Source organism: Sciscionella marina DSM 45152, from assembly GCF_000379465.1.
Taxonomy (GTDB): Bacteria; Actinomycetota; Actinomycetes; order Mycobacteriales; family Pseudonocardiaceae; genus Sciscionella; species Sciscionella marina.
The window spans coordinates 614963-632875 of the sequence record NZ_KB905403.1 but is presented as its reverse complement, the minus strand read 5'-3'; the positions used below and the strand labels follow the sequence as shown (position 1 = coordinate 632875).

The 17913-nt window shown below is 69.5% G+C and carries 16 protein-coding genes; 4 read left to right on the top strand and 12 right to left on the bottom strand.

All coding sequences use genetic code 11. The features are described from left to right. From A37U_RS0127725 to A37U_RS0127715, 3 genes are all read right to left on the bottom strand, one after another. A partial coding sequence (locus A37U_RS0127725; RefSeq protein WP_026197667.1) for a helix-turn-helix domain-containing protein occupies window positions 1-428 on the bottom strand: 428 nt, incomplete at its 3' end. A 167-nt stretch (window positions 429-595) separates the two neighbouring features. Next, window positions 596-1285, bottom strand: a complete 690-nt coding sequence (locus A37U_RS0127720; protein ID WP_020499937.1) for an HAD family hydrolase — start codon at window positions 1283-1285, stop codon at window positions 596-598. 15 nt (window positions 1286-1300) lie between these two features. Then, window positions 1301-2812, bottom strand: coding sequence for an FAD-dependent oxidoreductase (locus A37U_RS0127715; RefSeq protein ID WP_020499936.1), 1512 nt, complete (start codon window positions 2810-2812; stop codon window positions 1301-1303). A gap of 132 nt (window positions 2813-2944) precedes the next feature. Here A37U_RS0127715 and A37U_RS0127710 point away from each other — a divergent pair, with 132 nt between their 5' ends. Continuing rightward, a complete protein-coding gene (locus A37U_RS0127710) occupies window positions 2945-6136 on the top strand; it encodes an AfsR/SARP family transcriptional regulator (protein WP_020499935.1) in 3192 nt (1063 codons plus the stop codon). Window positions 6137-6149: 13 nt separating this feature from the next. Here A37U_RS0127710 and A37U_RS0127705 read toward each other — a convergent pair whose 3' ends face one another. Genes A37U_RS0127705 through A37U_RS0127680 form a run of 6 tightly spaced genes read right to left on the bottom strand, consistent with a single transcriptional unit; the run spans window position 6150 to window position 11136 of the window. Then, window positions 6150-7148 carry an amidohydrolase family protein gene (locus A37U_RS0127705; RefSeq protein ID WP_020499934.1) on the bottom strand — a complete coding sequence of 333 codons (999 nt, stop codon included), beginning with the start codon at window positions 7146-7148 and terminating at the stop codon, window positions 6150-6152. Next, window positions 7145-7729: a 3-hydroxyanthranilate 3,4-dioxygenase gene (locus tag A37U_RS0127700; protein WP_240437685.1), complete on the bottom strand. Its 585-nt coding sequence runs from the start codon at window positions 7727-7729 to the stop codon at window positions 7145-7147. Before A37U_RS0127700 ends, A37U_RS0127705 begins: the two co-directional genes overlap by 4 nt. 3 nt (window positions 7730-7732) lie before the next feature. Then, a complete protein-coding gene (locus A37U_RS0127695; RefSeq protein ID WP_020499932.1) occupies window positions 7733-8164 on the bottom strand; it encodes a RidA family protein in 432 nt (143 codons plus the stop codon). Further along, the gene (locus A37U_RS0127690) at window positions 8157-8915 is read right to left on the bottom strand and encodes a 2-keto-4-pentenoate hydratase (RefSeq protein ID WP_026197666.1); all 759 of its coding nucleotides are present in this window, start codon (window positions 8913-8915) and stop codon (window positions 8157-8159) included. The genes A37U_RS0127695 and A37U_RS0127690 overlap by 8 nt, the downstream gene beginning before the upstream one ends. Continuing rightward, window positions 8912-9688 (bottom strand): 2-keto-4-pentenoate hydratase, encoded by a 777-nt coding sequence (locus A37U_RS0127685; RefSeq protein WP_020499930.1) that lies wholly within the window; start codon window positions 9686-9688, stop codon window positions 8912-8914. Before A37U_RS0127685 ends, A37U_RS0127690 begins: the two co-directional genes overlap by 4 nt. A gap of 11 nt (window positions 9689-9699) precedes the next feature. Beyond that, entirely contained in the window at window positions 9700-11136 is a 1437-nt protein-coding gene (locus tag A37U_RS0127680) for a 2-hydroxymuconic semialdehyde dehydrogenase (protein WP_157183045.1), read from the bottom strand. A gap of 121 nt (window positions 11137-11257) precedes the next feature. Here A37U_RS0127680 and A37U_RS0127675 point away from each other — a divergent pair, with 121 nt between their 5' ends. From A37U_RS0127675 to A37U_RS0127670, 3 genes are all read left to right on the top strand, one after another. Beyond that, window positions 11258-12187, top strand: coding sequence for a LysR substrate-binding domain-containing protein (locus tag A37U_RS0127675; RefSeq protein WP_020499928.1), 930 nt, complete (start codon window positions 11258-11260; stop codon window positions 12185-12187). An 8-nt stretch (window positions 12188-12195) separates the two neighbouring features. Beyond that, window positions 12196-12342, top strand: a complete 147-nt coding sequence (locus A37U_RS51940) for a hypothetical protein (RefSeq protein ID WP_157183044.1) — start codon at window positions 12196-12198, stop codon at window positions 12340-12342. 127 nt (window positions 12343-12469) lie between these two features. Beyond that, a complete protein-coding gene (locus A37U_RS0127670) occupies window positions 12470-12844 on the top strand; it encodes a pyridoxamine 5'-phosphate oxidase family protein (protein ID WP_020499927.1) in 375 nt (124 codons plus the stop codon). Between the two features lie 149 nt (window positions 12845-12993). On the opposite strand, the gene A37U_RS0127665 is transcribed toward A37U_RS0127670, so the two are convergent. From A37U_RS0127665 to A37U_RS0127655, 3 genes are all read right to left on the bottom strand, one after another. Further along, window positions 12994-14355, bottom strand: a complete 1362-nt coding sequence (locus tag A37U_RS0127665; RefSeq protein WP_020499926.1) for an MFS transporter — start codon at window positions 14353-14355, stop codon at window positions 12994-12996. A 132-nt stretch (window positions 14356-14487) separates the two neighbouring features. Then, window positions 14488-15384, bottom strand: a complete 897-nt coding sequence (locus A37U_RS0127660; RefSeq protein ID WP_020499925.1) for a LysR family transcriptional regulator — start codon at window positions 15382-15384, stop codon at window positions 14488-14490. Window positions 15385-15406: 22 nt separating this feature from the next. Further along, window positions 15407-17755, bottom strand: coding sequence for an arylsulfatase (locus A37U_RS0127655; RefSeq protein ID WP_020499924.1), 2349 nt, complete (start codon window positions 17753-17755; stop codon window positions 15407-15409). Between the last annotated feature and the right edge of the window lie 158 nt (window positions 17756-17913).

Genomic DNA, 17913 nt, shown 5'->3' with positions numbered 1-17913 from the left:
CCGACGACATCGACCAGCTTCTCCTCGAACCGTGGATCGTTGCTGATTTTGAACGTGTCCACCTTCCACGGTTTGAGGCCATGATCGGCCCAGATCCGGGCCACCGAGTCCTTACCGATCCCGACCCGGGCGGCCATGGTGCGGGTGGTCCAGTGCGTGGCCCCGCCCGGCGGTGTCTCGTGCGNGGTGGCGTGCAGCACCCGTTCGACCGTGCCCGGCGGCAAACTGGGCTTGCGTCCCCGGCCTCGGGCGATACGCCCGACACCCGCAACCCCGGCCTCGCTAAACCGGGACCGCCAGCGGCGCACCGCATCGGAGTCCACGCCAGACCGGCGTGCGATTTCCTCGTTGGCCACGCCATCCGCCGCCCACAGCAACGCTCGCGCCTGCACCACCTGCCGGTGCGGCAACGTCGACGACGCCGCCATCCGGCTCAACTCGGCACGCTGGTCATCGGTCATCGACAAGGCCACAGCAACCATGACCCGCATCCTACAAACCGCCATGACAAATCACAGACACACCAGTAGCGGACCGAACGACCGTTCACCGCGATGCTAGAACTCCTGGCACATAAGGAAAACCGGAATCGGCCTTAAACCGCCGCCTCGGCGAACTCCGCCATCGAGGCGAACTCCCAGTCCGGGCTGACCACGACCTCGGGTGGCGGGGTCGCGCCCCACCCCGGTTTCCCTTTCCTCCGGTTGATCCACGCGGTGGACAGACCGGCCCGCGCGGCCGGGACATGGTCGTGGAACAGGCTCTGTGCGACGTGCAGCGGTTCCGGTCCGCCGAGCCCGAGCAGGGCGGTGAAGTTGCGCGGATCGGGCTTGTAGGAACCGATGTCCTCGGCGGTGAGGACATGGTCGAACCGCACGCCGAGCCGGGCGTTGCTCCCCGCGAAGGATTCTCTGTCCACATTGGACAGGATGATCAACCGGTAGCGTTCGGCGAGTGCGCGCAGCGCTTCCGCGGAGTCCGGGAAAGCGGGCCAGTCCGGGACCGAGCGGCCGAACGCGGTGGCCTCCTCCGGATCGGCGGGAGTGGCGAAATCCCGCCCCACCGCGGTGAAACTACGCGCGAGGATGTCCGGGTACCGCGCGGCAGGAGTGTCCCGCATGGCCGCGGCCTCATGCCTGGCATAGCTGGTGAGCAGGTCCTCGGCGGACACGTCGAGCCGGTGCACCCGCGCCCAGTCGGCGAGCCGGGAACCGATCCCGGTCTCCCAGTCGATCAGCGTGCCGTAGCAGTCGAAGCTCAGCGCGGGGAAATCGGTGAGTTCCACGGCAACCACCGTAACTCAGCGGGGCCCGCCGAACCACCGCTCCACGGCCCGTTCGAACCCGGCCGGATCGGCGCCGCGATCGCTCGCCCAGACCACGATTCCGTCCGGCCGGATGAGCACGGCGCCCAGTCCGAGGTCGTTGCGCACCGGAGCGCCGACGTGCCGTAGCCGGTCCTCCCGCCCCTCGACCGCGCCACGCAGCCGGTCCTCGGTACCGAATTCGAGGGCGAGACCGCGCCCGTCCGCCATCAGCTCGCCGAGGTGAATGCCGTCCGCGAACCGGAAATCCGGGGCGTTGCCGCCGACGAGGGGATGCTCGCCGCCGAGGTCGTGCCGGATCGCGGCACCGGTGAACCGGCGGAACACATAGGTGGTCCCGTCCTCGGTTGCGAGCAGGTCACGCACCAGTCCCTGGACCGCGTCGGTATGCGAACCCGGCCGCATGATCGCCACCTGGGCGCGCGACCAGTCGAGCACCGAATCGGCGATCGGCTCGCGCTCGCGGGCGTAGCTGTCCAGCACCCCGTCCGGGGCCTGTCCCCGCGTGGTCGCCGCGAGTTTCCACCCCAGGTTCACGGCGTCCGCGAGGCCGAGGTTGAGCCCCTGGCCGCCGAGCGGGGAATGGATGTGCGCCGCATCCCCGGCGAGCAGGATTCGACCGTGCCGGTAGGTACTCGCCCGCATGGCCCGGTCGGTGAAGCTCGAAGCGTGCGTGACCCCGGTCAGCGTCACATCGGTCCCGGAGACCCGGCGCAACACCTCCTGCAGGTGTTCGCGGGTGAGCCGCTGCGTGCGGTCGAACGCGCCGCCGTCGAAGTCCATCATGCCGAGGTGCCCCTCCGCCTCCAGCCGCAGGTACGTGCCGGTCGCGGTCAGGTTGATCCCGGGGGTCAGCTTCTCCGGATCCTCGAGCTCGGCGAGCATGACGTAGCCGGTGAACAGTGGCTCGGTGCCGGTGAACGCGAAACCCGCGAGCTTGCGCACCGTGCTGCGGCCGCCGTCGCAGCCGACGAGCCACCGCGCCGGGTACCGCTGCACGCCCGCGTGCACGGTCACGCCCTGCTCGTCCTGGGCGATCTCGTCCACGGTGACCCCGCGCCGGATCTCCACACCGAGCTTGTCCGCCCGCTCGGCCAGCACCGATTCGACCGCGTCGAGGGTGGTCATCAGGAACTCCGGCGCGGGGGTCGGCAACCGGTACGGCCACGCGCCCAGTTCGACCTTGGCCGGATCGAGCACGGTGCCCGCGAAGTGGCCCACGATGTGCGGGGGCTGCGGCGCATCGGTTTCCGGGGACGTGACCGGTTCCGCACCCGAGGCCGCCAGCAGCTGATCCAGCATTCCGCGGCGGTGGAACGCCTCCAGCGAGGTGGCGGAGAGACCACGCGTGCCGAGTGGCTCCGTCCGCCATGGGGAACCGGGTTCCGGTTCCCGTTCGAGCACCAGCACCGAGCAGCCGGCGAGACCGAGCTCGCAGGCGAGGAACAGGCCGACCGGGCCCGCACCGACGATCGCGACATCATGCATGGGAACTCCCCTTCCGATTCCTGGCCGCTCCAGGTGCCGCCAGGTTCACCCGAACCACTCACACCGGACGCGTACGGCACTCACGCGGGGGCGCCTGGCGCTCACGTGGCCGCGGTGGGCGAAAATCGGGGAATGGACCTGCGTATCGCGATACTCGGCGGCTTCGCGGTAGCGAACGGGGATACCGCGCTCGGCGTCCCGGGTGCCCGGCTGCAGGCCCTTGTCGCCCGGCTCGCCCTCGCCGGTGGGCGAGCGGTCGGACAGGAGGCCCTCATCGAGGCGATCTGGGGCGCGGATCCACCCGCCGATCCCGCGCACGCACTGCAGGCCCTCGTCTCCCGGCTGCGCCGCACCCTCGGCCAGGCCGAAGCGATCACCCAGCTCTCCGGGGGCTACCGGCTCGCCGTGGACCCCGCCGGGGTGGACGCGCTGCGGTTCGAGCAACTGGCCGCGGACGGCCACGAGCGGTTGCGCGCGGGCGAGGTCCCCGCCGCGGCCGCCGTGCTCGGCGAGGCCGCCGCGCTGTGGGGCGAGCACCCTGGAGCCGAGCCCGCGGTCATCGCCGCGGTGGCACCGGCAGCGGCGACCCGGCTGGCCGGGATCTCGCTGCAGGCGGTCACCGACCTCGCCGCCGCCGAACTGGCACTGGGCCAGGCCGACGCGGCCACCACCCGGCTGCGCGCCCTGCGCACCGAACACCCGGTGCACGAACAGGCCGCCGCGCTGCTCATGGACGCGCTCGCGGCCCAGGGACGCGAAGCCGATGCGCTCGCCCTCTACGAGCGGGTCCGGGAAACCCTCGCCGAAGAACTCGGCACCGATCCGGGTGCGGCACTGCGCGAACGCCACCTGATCCTGCTGCGCGCCGAGCCCCCGGACCTGGGCACCGCGCGGCCGCAACCGGGCAATCTGCCCGCGCCGCTGACCAGCTTCATCGGACGGGATGCGGATCTGGCCCGGCTGGACACGCTGTTGCGCGCGGGGCGGCTGGTCACGGTGCTCGGCCCGGGCGGTGCGGGCAAGACCCGGCTCGCCGTCGAAGCGGCCAGCCGCCACCGGCACGAGTACCGGGACGGCGCCTGGATGATCGACCTCGGTTCGGTCACCGAACCGGCCAAGCTCGGCGCGGCCCTGCTCGCCGGGATCGGGCTGCGCGGCACCGTGTTCGAGGCCAGGAGCCGGGCGGACGGCGATGAACTGGACGCCCTCGTGGACCAGCTCGGCGGCCGGGAAAGCCTGCTGTTGCTGGACAACTGCGAGCATCTGATCGACACGGCGGCCCACCTGGTCGCCGCGCTGTTGTCCCGGTGCCCGGAGCTGCGGGTGCTGGCCACCAGCCGCGAACCACTCGCGGTCGACGGCGAGGCGCTGGTGCCACTCGGCCCCTTGGCGCTGCCCGGCCCGGAGGACGGGGTCGAGCGGGCCGGGAGCACGGCAGCGGTGCGCCTGTTCACCGAACGGGCCGCTGCCGTGCGCCCCGGCTTCGCGGTGGACGAGGTGACGCTGCCCGAGATCCGGCAGGTGGTCCGCGGCCTTGACGGGCTGCCGCTGGCCCTCGAACTGGCCGCCGCCCGGTTGCGCACGCTGTCGCTGCCCGAACTGGCCGCGGGGCTTTCCGACCGGTTCCGGCTGCTCACCACCGGCAACCGCACCGCGCTTCCCCGGCACCGCACCCTGCGCGGGGTGCTGGCCTGGAGCTGGGATCTGCTCGGCGAACACGAGCGCACGCTCGCCGAGCGCATCGCGATCCTGCCCGGCGGGGTCACCCCGGAATCGGCCGTCGCGGTCTGCGCGGACACCGCCGTGCCGCCCGCCGAGGTCCCCGAGCTGCTTTCCGGACTGGTCGACCGCTCGCTGTTGCAGCTGGCCGAGCCCGGCCGCTACCGCATGCTGGAGACGGTGCGCGGGTACGGCACGGAACAGCTTGCCGCCGCGGGGGATCGGGGCACCGCGGGGGATCTCGCCGCCGACCACTTCGCCGCACTGCTCGCGGCCTACGACCCCGCGTTGCGTGGACCCGAGCAGCTGGGCGCGGTCCGGATGATCGGCGCGGAGTACGACAACGTGCTCGCCGCCATCCGCAGGCGCTGCGCCACCGGAGACGCCACCGGCGCCCTCGCCATCGCCATGAACCTGACCTGGTACTGGCACATTCTCGACCGGCACACCGACGCGGCCTACTGGCTCGGCGAGGTGCTTGCGGTGCCCGGCGGCACACCGGCACCGGATCGGGACTGCGCCGAAGTGATCTGCCTGTTCAACAGGACGAGCACCGCGGGGACGACGGACGGGGACGCGGAACGGCTGGCCGAGCTCGCCGGGCGGTTGTCCGGGTATCCGGAGCTGCCGAATCCGCACAGCGTGCTCATCGCGGTCCCGTTCGCGCTGCTGCACGAGGAGCGGACCGCGCTCGCGATCCTGGACCGCTACGCGGAAAGCGCGGATGTCTGGCGCTCCGGGCTGGCCCGGATGTTCCGGGCCGAGTTCGCGGAGAACGCGGGCGAGCTCGACCGGGTCCGCACCGACCTGGAGGCCGCACTGACGAGCTTCCGGCAGGCAGGCGATCGCTGGGGCCAGTCGAGTGCCCTGCCGATGCGCGCTCAGTTGCGGCAGTACGACGACCTCGACGGTGCGCTCGCCGATCTGCGCGAGGCCCGGGAGCTCTCCGGGCAGTTCGGCACGTTGTCCCTCGGCGACGAGGTGCTGACCGATCTGCGCTGGATCGACCTGTACCTGCGGCGTGGGGACACCGCCCGGACGATCGCGATGATCGAATCGGCGCGGGAGCGGGCGTTGCGGGTGCGCGCGCCGGGAATGTCGGCACTCGTGGACGTGTGGGAGGCCAGTTTCCGGGTGCAGCAAGGCGAACCGGAGCCGGCGCGCGAACTACTCGAGGACGCCGACCGGAAACTGTGCGGGGACGCCACCTTCCCCGGTGACCACGCGCGCACCTTCGCGGGCAACGTACGGGCCTCGCTGTGCATGGCGGCTGGTGATCCGGCCGGCGCGCAACAGGCGCTGGCGCGGGCGTACGCGGTCGGGCTGGAGACCAGGGACCTGCCGATCCTGTCCCGGGTCGCGGTGAACACCGCCGCACTCGCCGGGGAACTCGGCCGGTGGCGCCCGGCCGCCGTGCTGCTCGGCGCGGCCTCCCGGCTGCGCGGCGCGCACGACCACACAGACCGGCAGGTCCGCGAACTCAGCGACCGGGCGGAAACCGTGCTCGGCGCGGAAACCTTCGCCGCGGCCTACGATTCGGGGTGGCAACTGGACGGGACGACCGCCATGACCGCGATCGATCCCGCGCGGCTGCGGATGCCCTAAGACCCGGCGCGCCCTAGTTCTCGATGCCGAAGAACTCCAGGGCGTTCGCGCCGAGAATGGCCTGCCGTTCGGTGGCACTGAGCCAATCGGCCGAGCGCACGAGCTCCCCCGGTTGCTCTTCACCGAGCGGGAACGGGGTGTCGCTGCCGAGCATGACCCGCTCGGTGCCCATCACCTCGGTCAGCAGCCGCAGCGCGCCCGGATCGAACACCGCGGAATCCAGGAAGAACCTGTCCACATAGGACGATGGCGGTTTCGGCGAGTCCGCCCGCACGATATCCCTGCGCCGCCAGGCATTGTCCGCCCTGCCGAGCAGGAAGGGAAAACTCCCGCCGCCGTGCGCGAAACACAGCCGCAGGTTCTCCGGCAGCGCTTCGAAACCGCCGGACAGGATCAGCCCGAGCACGGTCAGCTGGGTTTCCGCGGCCATGCCGACGAGCCAGGAGAGCATGTAGCGCGGCATGCGATCGGCACCGAGCATGTCCCAGGGGTGCACGAACACCGGCGCCTCGCGCAGCGCGCAGTGGCCGAGGAATTCCCGGATCCCACCGTCGTCGAAGCCGCGCTCGCCGACGTGATTGCCGAGGTGCACACCGCGATGCCCGGCGGCGAGCGCCTTGTCGAGCTGTTCGCAGGCGCGTTCGGTGTCCTGCAAGGGAACCTGGCACAGCGGGACGAAGCGATCGGGTGCATACGCGCAGAACTCCAGGATCCGCGTGTTGATCAGCTCGCACCAGTCCGTGGCGCGCCCCGGATCATGGGTGTACCCGAACAGCAGCGGGGTGGAGGAGATCACCTGGATGTCCACGCCCGTACGGTCCGCGTCGGCGATCCGGGAGACCGGGTCCCACAGCGGGGCGTGCACCGGGCGGTACTCCTGCGTCCCGCTCATCATCATCCCGGTCTCCGCATCATCGGTCCGCAGCCACGGCCCGTCCTCCTGGTGCAGGATGGCGGACTCCACTTGGGACAGTTGCGGGAAGACGTGGGTGTGCACGTCGACGACGGTCACCGGGCTCCCCCGCCGGTCACCGGGCGCAGCTGCGCGGGCCATTCCCGGCCCGGATGCTCGGCCCCGCAGTTGGCGCAGTGCCCCTGCTCGTCGAAGAAGTCCGCGAACACCGGGGGCAGATCGCGCACGATCGATTCGAGCTGCAGCTCGGCGCGGTACACCCGATGGAAACACGCGGTGCAGTACCACTCGACGGCGTCCAGGGATCCCTGCGGGCGGGCGAATTCCACGACCATGCCGATACTGCCCGGTTCCGGGCGCTGCGGGGAATGCCGGACGTGCGGCGGGAGCAGGAACACCTCGCCCTCGTTGATCTGAATGTCCTCGGGAGGTTCACCTTCCTCGGCCATCACCCGCAGCACCATGTTCCCCTTGATCTGATAGAAGAATTCCTCGATCGGATCATCGTGGAAATCGGTGCGCTGATTGGGCCCGCCGACGATGGTGACCAGCAGATCGGCGTCCTCCCAGAGCTGCACATTGCCCACCGGAGGGCGCAGCAGATGCTCGTGTTCGGCGATCCACTGCTGGAAATTGAACGGTTTGCGGCTGTTCCGGGGCAACTCTGTCTTGGGCGACACTGCTCAGGACTCCTTCCGGTCGACGGGTAGATGGGCCACACAGGCGATCTCGATCAGCAGGTGCGGATGGGGAAGCTGATGCACGGCCACGGTGGTGCGCGCCGGTCCGTGTTCGTCGAAGAATCCGGCGTAGGTCTCGTTGTAGCCGCCGAAATCGTTCATGTTCACCAGATACGCGGTCACATTGACCACATCGGACAGTGTGCCGCCCGCCGCGGCGAGCACATCCCGGATGTTCTCCAGCACCGCGGCGGTCTGGGCCTTGATGTCCAGCCGGGTGGTGCCGAACTCATCCACCTCGACCCCGGCGAAACTGTTGTCCGGCCGGCGTGCGCTCGTCCCGGAGACATAGACGAAGTCCCCGGCACGGCGCAGATGCGGAAACCGTCCGCGGGGAACGGCCTTTCCGGCCACCGTGATCGCCTGCTCAGTCATGCACCGTCACCTCCACCGTGCCGAGCACGCTCGTCCGGACTCGCGCGTGTGTGCCGCGTTCCAGCGCGACCGCCGCGGTCGCGGCCCCGGCGAGGATCACCCAGCCCGGTTCGAGCGCGAGCCCCGCGGTCGCGGCCAGCCGGGCGGCCGCGTGCACCGAACGCAGCGGATGTCCCAGAATCGCCGCACTGCTCCCGGTTTCGGCGACCCGGCCATCGATCTCCAGCAGCATGCCGAGGTTGCCGAGCTCGGTATCGGGTGCGCGCCAGGCCCCGACCCCGAACGCGGCGGACGAGGAATTGTCCGCGATCACATCGGGAAGGGAGAACCGGAAGCCTTCGTAGCGGGAATCGATGATCTCGTAGGCGGGAGCGACCGCCTCGATCGCGCGCACCGGATCGGCCGTCCGCTCGTCGATGCGGTCCCCGATCAGGAACGCGATCTCCGGTTCGATGCGCGGATGCACGAAGTTCCCGAGTTCCAGGTGTGCGCCGTCGGCCAGCCGCATCGCATCGGTGAGCCGTCCCCAGATCAGATCGGAGACGCCCATCTGGCGCATCTTCGCGGCACTGGTGAATCCGAGTTTGATTCCGGCGAGCCGTTCCCCGCGGCCGAGCCGGAGATCCACGAGCGCCCGCTGCACCGCGTAGGCCTGCGGCACATCGAGTTCGCGTTCCTCGGTCAGCCGGGGCACCGCCCGCGCCGAGCGCGCGGCCGTGTCGAGTACCCCGGCCATGACTGCCACACTCATACCGTCTCCTTCGCGAACGCGGCGCGCACGCCGCCGAGCCCTTCGATGCGCGCCTCGAACACATCCCCGGGCTCCGCCGCGACGACCGGGCCGAGCGCCCCGGTCAGGATGGTGTCCCCGGCGCGCAATGGTTCCCCGTACCGCGCGAGAGTGTCCGCGAGCCACAGCGCCGCACGCAAGGGGTGCCCGAGACAGGCCGCGCCCGCACCGGTGGAGACCGGTTCCCCGCGGCGCTCCAGCACCATCCCGGCCAGCCGCAGGTCCCCGGCCGCGGGCAGCGGAACCGGGGTGCCGCCGAGCACATAGCGCCCCGCCGAAGCGTTGTCCGCCACCGTGTCCAGCAGGCTGATGTCCCAGTCCCGGATCCGGCTGCCGACGATTTCGATCGCGGGCAGCGCATAGCCGCAGGCGCCGATCAGCTCGGTGATCGTGTGCCGCTCCTGGGTCAGATCCGCGTCGAGCACCAGCGCGATCTCCGCCTCGACCCGCGGCTGCAGTACCGCACCCACCGGGATCTCCGCCCCTTCGGGCACCGCCATCCCGGCGAACAGCGCGCCGAAATCCGGGGTGTCCACGCCGAGCTGGCGCTGCACACTCGGCGAGGTGAGCCCGATTTTGCGGCCGGTGCGCCGGGCACCCTCGCCGGTCCAGCGCCGGGCCAGCTCCCGCTGTACCGCGTACGCTTGATCCACATCGGTGAGCAGTTCGCGCACCGGTTCGACGGGTTCGCCGCTGGCGTGTGCCCGCGCCAAGCGGTCCGCGGCTTCGGTCATCGCTTGTCCGGTCACAGTTTCACGCACACATTCATCGGTTCGGAGAAGAAGTCGAGGGAGTGTTTTCCGCCCTCGCGCCCGATCCCGGAGGCCTTCACCCCGCCGAAGGGGGTGCGCAGATCCCGGAGATTCCAGCAGTTCACCCAGGCGATCCCGGTCTGCAGCCGTGGCGCGACCCGGTGCGCGCGGGAAAGCGAGCCGGTCCACACCGTCGCGGCGAGGCCGTATTCGCTGTCGTTCGCCAGTTGCAGCGCCTCCTCCTCGGTATCGAACGGGGCCAGATGGCAGACCGGGCCGAAGATCTCCTCGCGCACCGGCCGGTCCTGTTCGCGCAGCCCGGTGAGCACGGTCGGCTCCACGAAGAAGCCGCTGCGGTCCGGGGCGCCGCCACCGGCGTGCACCGTGGCGCCGCCCTGTTTGGCGAGCTCGTAGTAGCCGAGCACCTTTTCCTTGTGCTGCGCGGAAATCAGCGGCCCCATCTCGGTGCCCGGATCGTAGGGGGCACCGAGGCGCAGCGTTTTCGCGCGTTCGGCGAGCGCTTCGACGAACTCCCCGAAGATGGACCGCTCGACATAGACCCGTTCGGTGCACAAGCAGACCTGGCCCGCATTGGTAAACACGGAGCGGACGGTGCCGGCCACCGCGGCCTCGAAGTCCGCGTCGGCGAACACCAGGGCCGGATTCTTGCCGCCGAGCTCGAACGAGACCGGGGCGAGCCGCTGCGCCGCGGACCGCATGATCGCGCTCCCGGTCGCGGATTCCCCGGTGAACGCGATCGCGTCCACTCCGGAGTGCGCGGTGAGCATCGCCCCCGCGCTGTCCGCGCCGAAACCGTGCAGCAGATTGAACGCGCCCGCGGGCAGCCCGGCCGCGTCGACGACCTCGGCGAGCAGTGTGGCGCTCGACGGGGTCAGCTCGGAAGGTTTGGCCAGCACCGCGTTCCCCGCGGCCAGTGCCGGGGCGACCTTCCAGGAAAGCAACAGCAGCGGCAGATTCCACGGCGCGATCACCGCGACCACGCCGAGCGGGCGGCGGACCGTGTAGTTCAGCGCGCCCGCGCCGTCCTCGGTCGGGGTGTGATAACTGTCCTCGGCGCGGCCCCACAACAGATCCGCGTAGGCGTGGAAGTTCGCGATCGCGCGCGGAATGTCCACGGTGCGCGCCAGCTCGACCGGTTTGCCGGTGTCCGCGACCTCGGCGGCGACGAATTCTTCGAACCGGACCTGGATTCCTTCGGCGATCCGGTGCAGCATCGCGCCGCGTTCCTGATCGCCGCAGGCACCCCAGGACCCGGTCAGCGCCGCGCGCGCCGCGGTGACCGCGCGGTCCACGGTCGCCGCGTCCGCTTCGGGGACCGTGCCGATCACCGTCCCGTCGGCCGGATCGACCAGTTCGAACGGAACACCCGATTCCTCGAACCGGCCACCGATGTAGTGCGCAAGGGGCACACCGACCACCTCCTGTTCACCGTGCCAGGACGATCTTCGCGCGCTCCCGGCATGCCGGGGAAATACTTTCCTGCGAACCGGACATGCCCATATGGCTATAGGGCCTGGCTAGGATGGGCCCATGGCGGACAATCTGCTCGACGGCCGGCTGAAGCTGCGGCACCTCGTCCTGGCGACCACGGTCGCCGAGCACGGCAGCGTGGTGACCGCCGCGGAACACCTGCACATCACCCAGCCCGTGGTCACCCGCGGTATCCGGGAACTCGAGGACCTGCTCGGCGTGCGCCTGTTCGAGCGCACCGTGCGCGGGATGAGCCCGACCGAGCACGGTACGGCCTTCCTCGAGCACGCGGACGCCATCCTCGGCGAGGTGCGCCGCGCGGGCAAACACCTCAGCGAGCTCTCCGCGGGCGCGACCGGAACCGTCATCGTCGGCACCCATCTCGCCGGGTCCAATGTGCTGCTGCCACGCGCCATCGCCCGGCTCAAGCGGGCCCATCCCGGGATCACCGTGATCGTCCAGGAGGGTTCCCCGGAACTGCTGCGCACCGAACTGCTCTCCGGTGAACTGGACCTGACCGTCGGCAGGCTGTCCTCGGTCGAAGCGGACCGCACCGTGCGCAGGGCTCTCTACCGCGAACCGATCCGGCTCGTGACCCGTGCCGGGCATCCCGTGACGAGATCGGCCACACCGCCACCACTCACGGAACTGCTGCACTATCCGTGGATCGTGCCGATCGCGCAGACCACACTGCGCCAGGAACTCGAGACCGCGCTGGCCAGACACGGCCTCCCGCTGCCCGCCGACCGGATCGAGTGCACCTCGATCCTGACCATGCGGTCCCTGTTGCTGGAAACCGATGTGCTCGCTGCGCTTCCCGAACTCGTCGCACGCGGGGAGGACCAGCTGAGCCTGCTGGGTACCGAACTCGAGACCACGCGCACCGTCGGGGTCACCCTCGCGGACAGCACACCGCCGAGCCCCACCGCGCGCAGACTGCTCAGTGAACTGGACGCGGTCGGTTCGGCCATCCGCGCGGAACTCGCCTAGCCCGGCACATGAGCATCCTCGTCACCGAGTCCCCGGTCCGCGAACTCTTCCCCGGGATCCGGATGCGTCCACTGTGGACAGAAGCGTCCGGCGCACCCGTCGCTGTACCGGAGAAGGGCACCCCCGATGTCCCCGAACCCTGTCCGGAGGGATGAGTCACCCCGGGCACGCCCGGGTTGCCGACTCGTGCCGGTCGTCGTCCCGGATGATGACCTTCTGCCCTGTACGGGGAAACCGCCGTTGAGTAATGGTCACAGGTGAGGCCGAGGCGAGGGAGGGATCATGCGTGAGTTGCCCTGGGATGAGTGTCTCCGGCTGTTGCGCAAGGCGACCATCGGCAGGCTGGTGTTCACCAAGGACGCGCTCCCCGCGATCCGGCCGGTCGGATTCCTGATGCAGGATCAGGACATCCTCGTGCGCACCACGACGGACGGGGCGCTCGGGAGGCTCGCGGACACGGTCGTCGCCTTCGAGGCCGACAGCATCGATGAAGTGCGCCGGAGCGGATGGAGTGTGGTCGCGGTCGGCATGGCCCGGCGCATCGAGGGCGCCGAGGAGAAGCGCGCGCTCTCCTGTCGGCTACGGGCCGCGGGGGATCTGTTCATCCGGATCCCGGTGCAGGTCATCACCGGCCGTTACCTCGAGGAGAACGGCTGAGCCGACCGGCGCGGAGCCCGACCAAGATGGCCACCCGCCACGCACGAACACCGATTCAGCCGGGACCATGCCTACCGAGGCGACAGTCGCCACTGAACTCGACGTGCTCGATCATTGGTGCGCGATCGGAGCACGCGAAAATCTTACGGTCACACACGGTTTCGGGCGCGCGGCCGAGCGGCCACACCGCCTCCGGTCTCCTCGAGCGAACGCTGCGAGGTTTCCTCGGCCCAGGCCACACAGGCGAGGAAACCGAGGAAGGTGATTCCCGCGCCGATGAACAGGGTGGTCGAGGCACCGAGACCGGTCAGCGAGAGCGGAACGAGGAAAGTACCGACCGCGGCGCCGAACCTGGTGAGTGCCACCGCCATGCCGACCGCGGCCGCGCGGATGCGGGTCGGGAACAGTTCGTTGGGGTAGCCCCATTCCAGGATTCCGGGACCACCGGAGAACAGCGCGTAGAGGCAGAAGAACCCGATGGTCAGCAAGGGCGAGGCGGCCGGGAAAAGACCGAGCGCCACCAGTGGTAGCACCATGAGCGCGAACGAGAAGACGATCGTGCGCCGCCGCCCGACTGTTTCCAGTAGCCGCATCGCGGGCAGACAGCCGAGCGCGAACACCAGATTGATCAGCGCGGTGCCGAGGTTCGACGCGTTGCCCTCGCCCATGCCGAACGAGCCGAGCAGCCGGGGCCCGAAGGTCAGCAGGGCGAACAGCGGAATGATCGCGCAGGTGAAGAAGACGACCACGAACAGGGTACGGCGCCGGTAGATCCCGCGGAACAGTTCCCCGATCCGGCCGCGTTCGGTCTCGCTCTCCCCGATGTTCTCCAGCTCGGCGAGGTCCACCCTGGTCTGCAGCGCGCGCTCGATCACTTGGCGCGCCTCGGAAATCCGGCCGGCACCGGCGAGCCAGCGCGGAGATTCCGGGGTGCTCAGCCGCATCAGGAACACGATGATCGCGAGCACCGCGGAACTGCCGAGCATCCAGCGCCAGCCCGCTTCCCCGAGCATCTCGGTGAGCAGATAGCCGACGAAATAGGCGAGCGCGGTCCCGATGTACCAGATGATGATGACCGCGGTGAACATCCGGCCGCGGTGTTTTTTCGGCAACCATTCGGAAAGCAGGGTGGTCGCGATCGGATAATCCGCGGCTATCGCGACCCCGATCACGAACCGGAGCACGATGAGCTGCCAGGACGAGGTGACGAAAACCGAGAGCACCGAGGCGGCGATCAGCACGAGCAGATCGAGGGTGTACATGGGTTTGCGCCCGACCCGGTCGGTGATCGGGCCGAAGACGAGCCCGCCGAAGAACATGCCGACCAGCGCCGCGATCCCGGCCACGGCCACGCTTGTCGCACTCAGGCGCAGTTCCGTGGTCGCACCGGCGAGCGCGACCCCGACGATACCGAGCAGGTACCCGTCCAGCAACGGGCCACCACAGCAGCCGACGACCAGTTTTCGGTGGAACCCGGTAATGGGCGCGTTGTCCACGGCCGTGAAACTCATGGTGACTCCTCACGATCGGTTTCCGGTCCGAAATGGTCGGCGCATCAACAATTTCGTAGATGCTCGCACCGAATTTCACTGCGGGTCAACAAAAGGGCGATACCCGATTTCTAGGCAGTCGATAGAACACCGCTATCGCCCCTGCTTCCGCCCGTTCCCGGTCCGGTCGACCAGCCGCACGAACTGTTCGGCGGCCGGGGAAAGCGGGCCGGAACGCCAGAACAACCGGCCCCGGCGCACCACCCGGGGGCGCAGTGGAAGCACGACCGCCCCGCCGCGGGTCGCGTCATCGGCCATGGATCTGGGCAGCAGGCTCACCCCGGCCCCGGCGACCACCAGCGGCACGATCATCGCCTGGTGTGCGGTCTCGATCGCGACCCGGGGCGGATCGGCGCAGCCGCCGAGCACATCCTCGATGATCTCCCGGGTGGCGGTGCCCACCGGAGTGGCGATGAAATCCATGGTGGCCAGTTCGGCGAGCCCGATCCGGGTTCCGGCGCGTTCGGCGAATGCGGGCGGGAGCACCACGCGGATCTCCCTTCCGGGCAGCAGCGTACTGCGCATTTCCGGGAGTTCGGTCGCCGAATCCACCATGCCGAGCTCGCATTCCCCGCTGCGCACGCTGGCGCTGACCTCCCTGCCGAGCTCGGGATCGAGCACGTGCACCGCGACATTCGGGTAGCTGGCGAGGTATTCGCCGAGCAGGGCGGCCAGCGGGTCGACGGCCAGCGTGGTCTGCGCGACGATGTCCAGCTGGCCACCGGTCAGGCCGAGCACCTCGCGCACCGAATCGGTTGCGGTGGCCAGATCCCGCATCACCTGCCGCGCCGGATCGACGAGCGCCCGGCCCGCCGGGGTCAGCGCGATCCCGTTCGGCAAGCGATGGAACAACTTCCCGCCGAGCCGGTGTTCCAGTGCGCTCATCGCGTGCGAGAGCGAGGGCTGCGCGACGTGCAGCGCCTGCGCGGCGGCGGTATAGCTGCCGTGCTCGGCGATGGCGAGGAAATACTCGAGTTCGCGACGCTCCACAGTGGACTACCGGTCTCGGCTTTCATTCATGGGCGGCCCGGAAAAGGTCCGCTTCCCGGTCGGTCTCCGCATCGCTGTGCAGATCCGCGCCGAGGTCCACCCGCACCGAGTGCAGCACCCCCTCGAAGGCATTGCGCAGCGGCGCGTAGTCCTCGGTGACCGGGGATGCGCGGTCGACCCCGATATCGAAGGTCTCGTCGAACGCGAAGTAGTACGGGATCGTGGCATCCACCCGCACCTCGGCGAGCGCGGTGCCGTCCGCGTACAGCCGGGCCGTTCCGCCCTTGCCGACCCCGCCGCCGTCATAGTCGAATTCCAGCCGGATCTCGTGTCTGCCGGGCGCAATCGGCTGCGTAGCCCGCGCGTGATGGGTCTGGGTGCCGAAGTAGTTGTAGGCGTAGCACGGTTTTCCGTCCACCAGGTACAGCGACCAGCCGCCGAACCGGCCGCCCTGGGCGAGCAGCACCCCGCCGGTCCGTTCTCCGGTCTCGATATCGGCAGTGAGTACGTGCGAGCGGTTCTTCACATTGGGCGCGGTCTCTTCGGTCAGCCGTGGCGCGCCGCCGTGGAAGGTGATCGAGCGCCGGTCGCCCATCAGGTCGAGCCTGCCCGCCTCCTTCGGGTTCTCCCGCTCGGTCATCCGGTCGTCCAGTGGGAACACGTTGAACCTGCTCGCCTCGATGAGGAACAACTGCTTGAGTTCCTCGAGCTTCTCCGGGAATTCGGCGGCCAGATCGTGCGCCTGACTCGGATCGGTGTTCGTGTCGTAGAGCTCCCAGCGATCCTGATCGAAGCCGCGCCGCTGATCCTGCACCATCTCCCACGGGGTGCCGTGCCTGGTCACCGCGGTCCATCCGTCCTGATAGATCCCACGATTGCCGACCATCTCGAAGTACTGGGTGCGATGGCGGTCCGGAGCCTCCGGGGCGTCGAAGCTGTACAGCATGCTGGTGCCCTCGATCGGCTGCTGCGTGATTCCGTTGACCGCACGGGGTTCCGGGATCCCGGCGGCCTCCAGCAGGGTCGGCAGCACATCGATGACGTGGTGGAACTGGTCGCGGATCCCGCCGCGTTCGGCGATCCCCGCGGGCCAGTGCACGATCATCCCGTCCCTGGTGCCGCCGAAGTGCGAGGCGACCTGTTTGGTCCACTGATAGGGCGTGTTCATCGCGAGTGCCCAGCCGACCGGATAGTGCGCGTGGGTACTCGGATCCCCGAGTGCTTCGACGTTGTCGAGGATGTGCTCGGCGGTGTCGGTGATCCCGCTGGCGATCCGGTGCTCGTTCAGCGTGCCACCGAGGCCTCCCTCGGCCGAGGCACCGTTGTCCCCGAGGATGTAGACGAACAGCGTGTTGTCCAGCTCGCCGAGTTCGCCGAGCGCGTCCACCAACCGTCCTATTTGGACATCGGTATGTTCGGCGAACCCCGCGTAGAGTTCCATCAGCGCCTCGGCCGCCCCGCGTTCGGCCGCGCCGAGCTCGTCCCAGTGCGGCACTCCCTCGGCCCATGGCGCGAGTTCGGTGTCCGGTGGCACCACCCCGAGTTCCTTCTGCTTTTCCAGGGTGATCTCGCGCTGCCGGTCCCAGCCGTGGCTGAACCGGCCCTTGTAGCGGTCCCGGTATTCGGCGGGCACGTGATAGGGCGCATGCGTGGCGCCGAACGGCAGATAGGCGAAGAACGGCGTGTCCGGTTTCAGCGAACGCTGGGTGCGCACCCAGTCGATCGCTTTGTCGACAAGGTCTTCGGAGAGGTGATAGCCCTCCTCCGGGGACCGGCTGGGCTCCACCGGATTCGTACCGTCGAACAGCACCGGGTACCAGTGGTTCATCTCCGCGCACAGGAAACCGTAGAACTTCTCGAAGCCCTCGCCGGTCGGCCACCGGTCGAACGGGCCTGCCGCGCTCACATCCCGGGCCGGGGTCTGGTGCCATTTGCCGAACGCGGCCGTGTTGTAGCCGTTACCGGAGAGCAGCTGCGCCATCGTGGCCGCCGACTGCGGACGGATCCCGGTGTAGCCCGGTGCGGCACTGGACATCTCCGTGGTCACGCCCATGCCGACCGAATGGTGATTGCGCCCGGTCAGCAACGCCTGCCTGGTCGGCGAGCAGATGGCGGTGACATGGAACCGCGTGTACCGCAGCCCGCCATCGGCGAGGCGATCCGCGGTGGGCATCGAACAGGGGCCGCCGAACGCGCTCGGTGCCCCGAATCCCATATCGTCGAGCAGCACGAGGACCACGTTCGGCGCGCCTTCCGGGGCCCGGCGCGGTTGCCGCGGTTCGAACGGCGGGTGCTGATCGTGCACATCCAGGGCGGTCGCCCGTGGCGCCTCCGGGTCCGGGAGCGGAAGCCGCGAACGATCCTCTGACACCTGTTACCTCCTCGGCCGCGCACGGTGAACTCGGGGAACGAGCCTAGGTCGCTCGCGATCGAATGCAAGCCCCCGAGCCCGCGAACGCACTCGAATGCGCCGATCCGCCTCACGATCTCTGCACGTCACAGAACTGCGATAGACGGAAAGAGCGATCA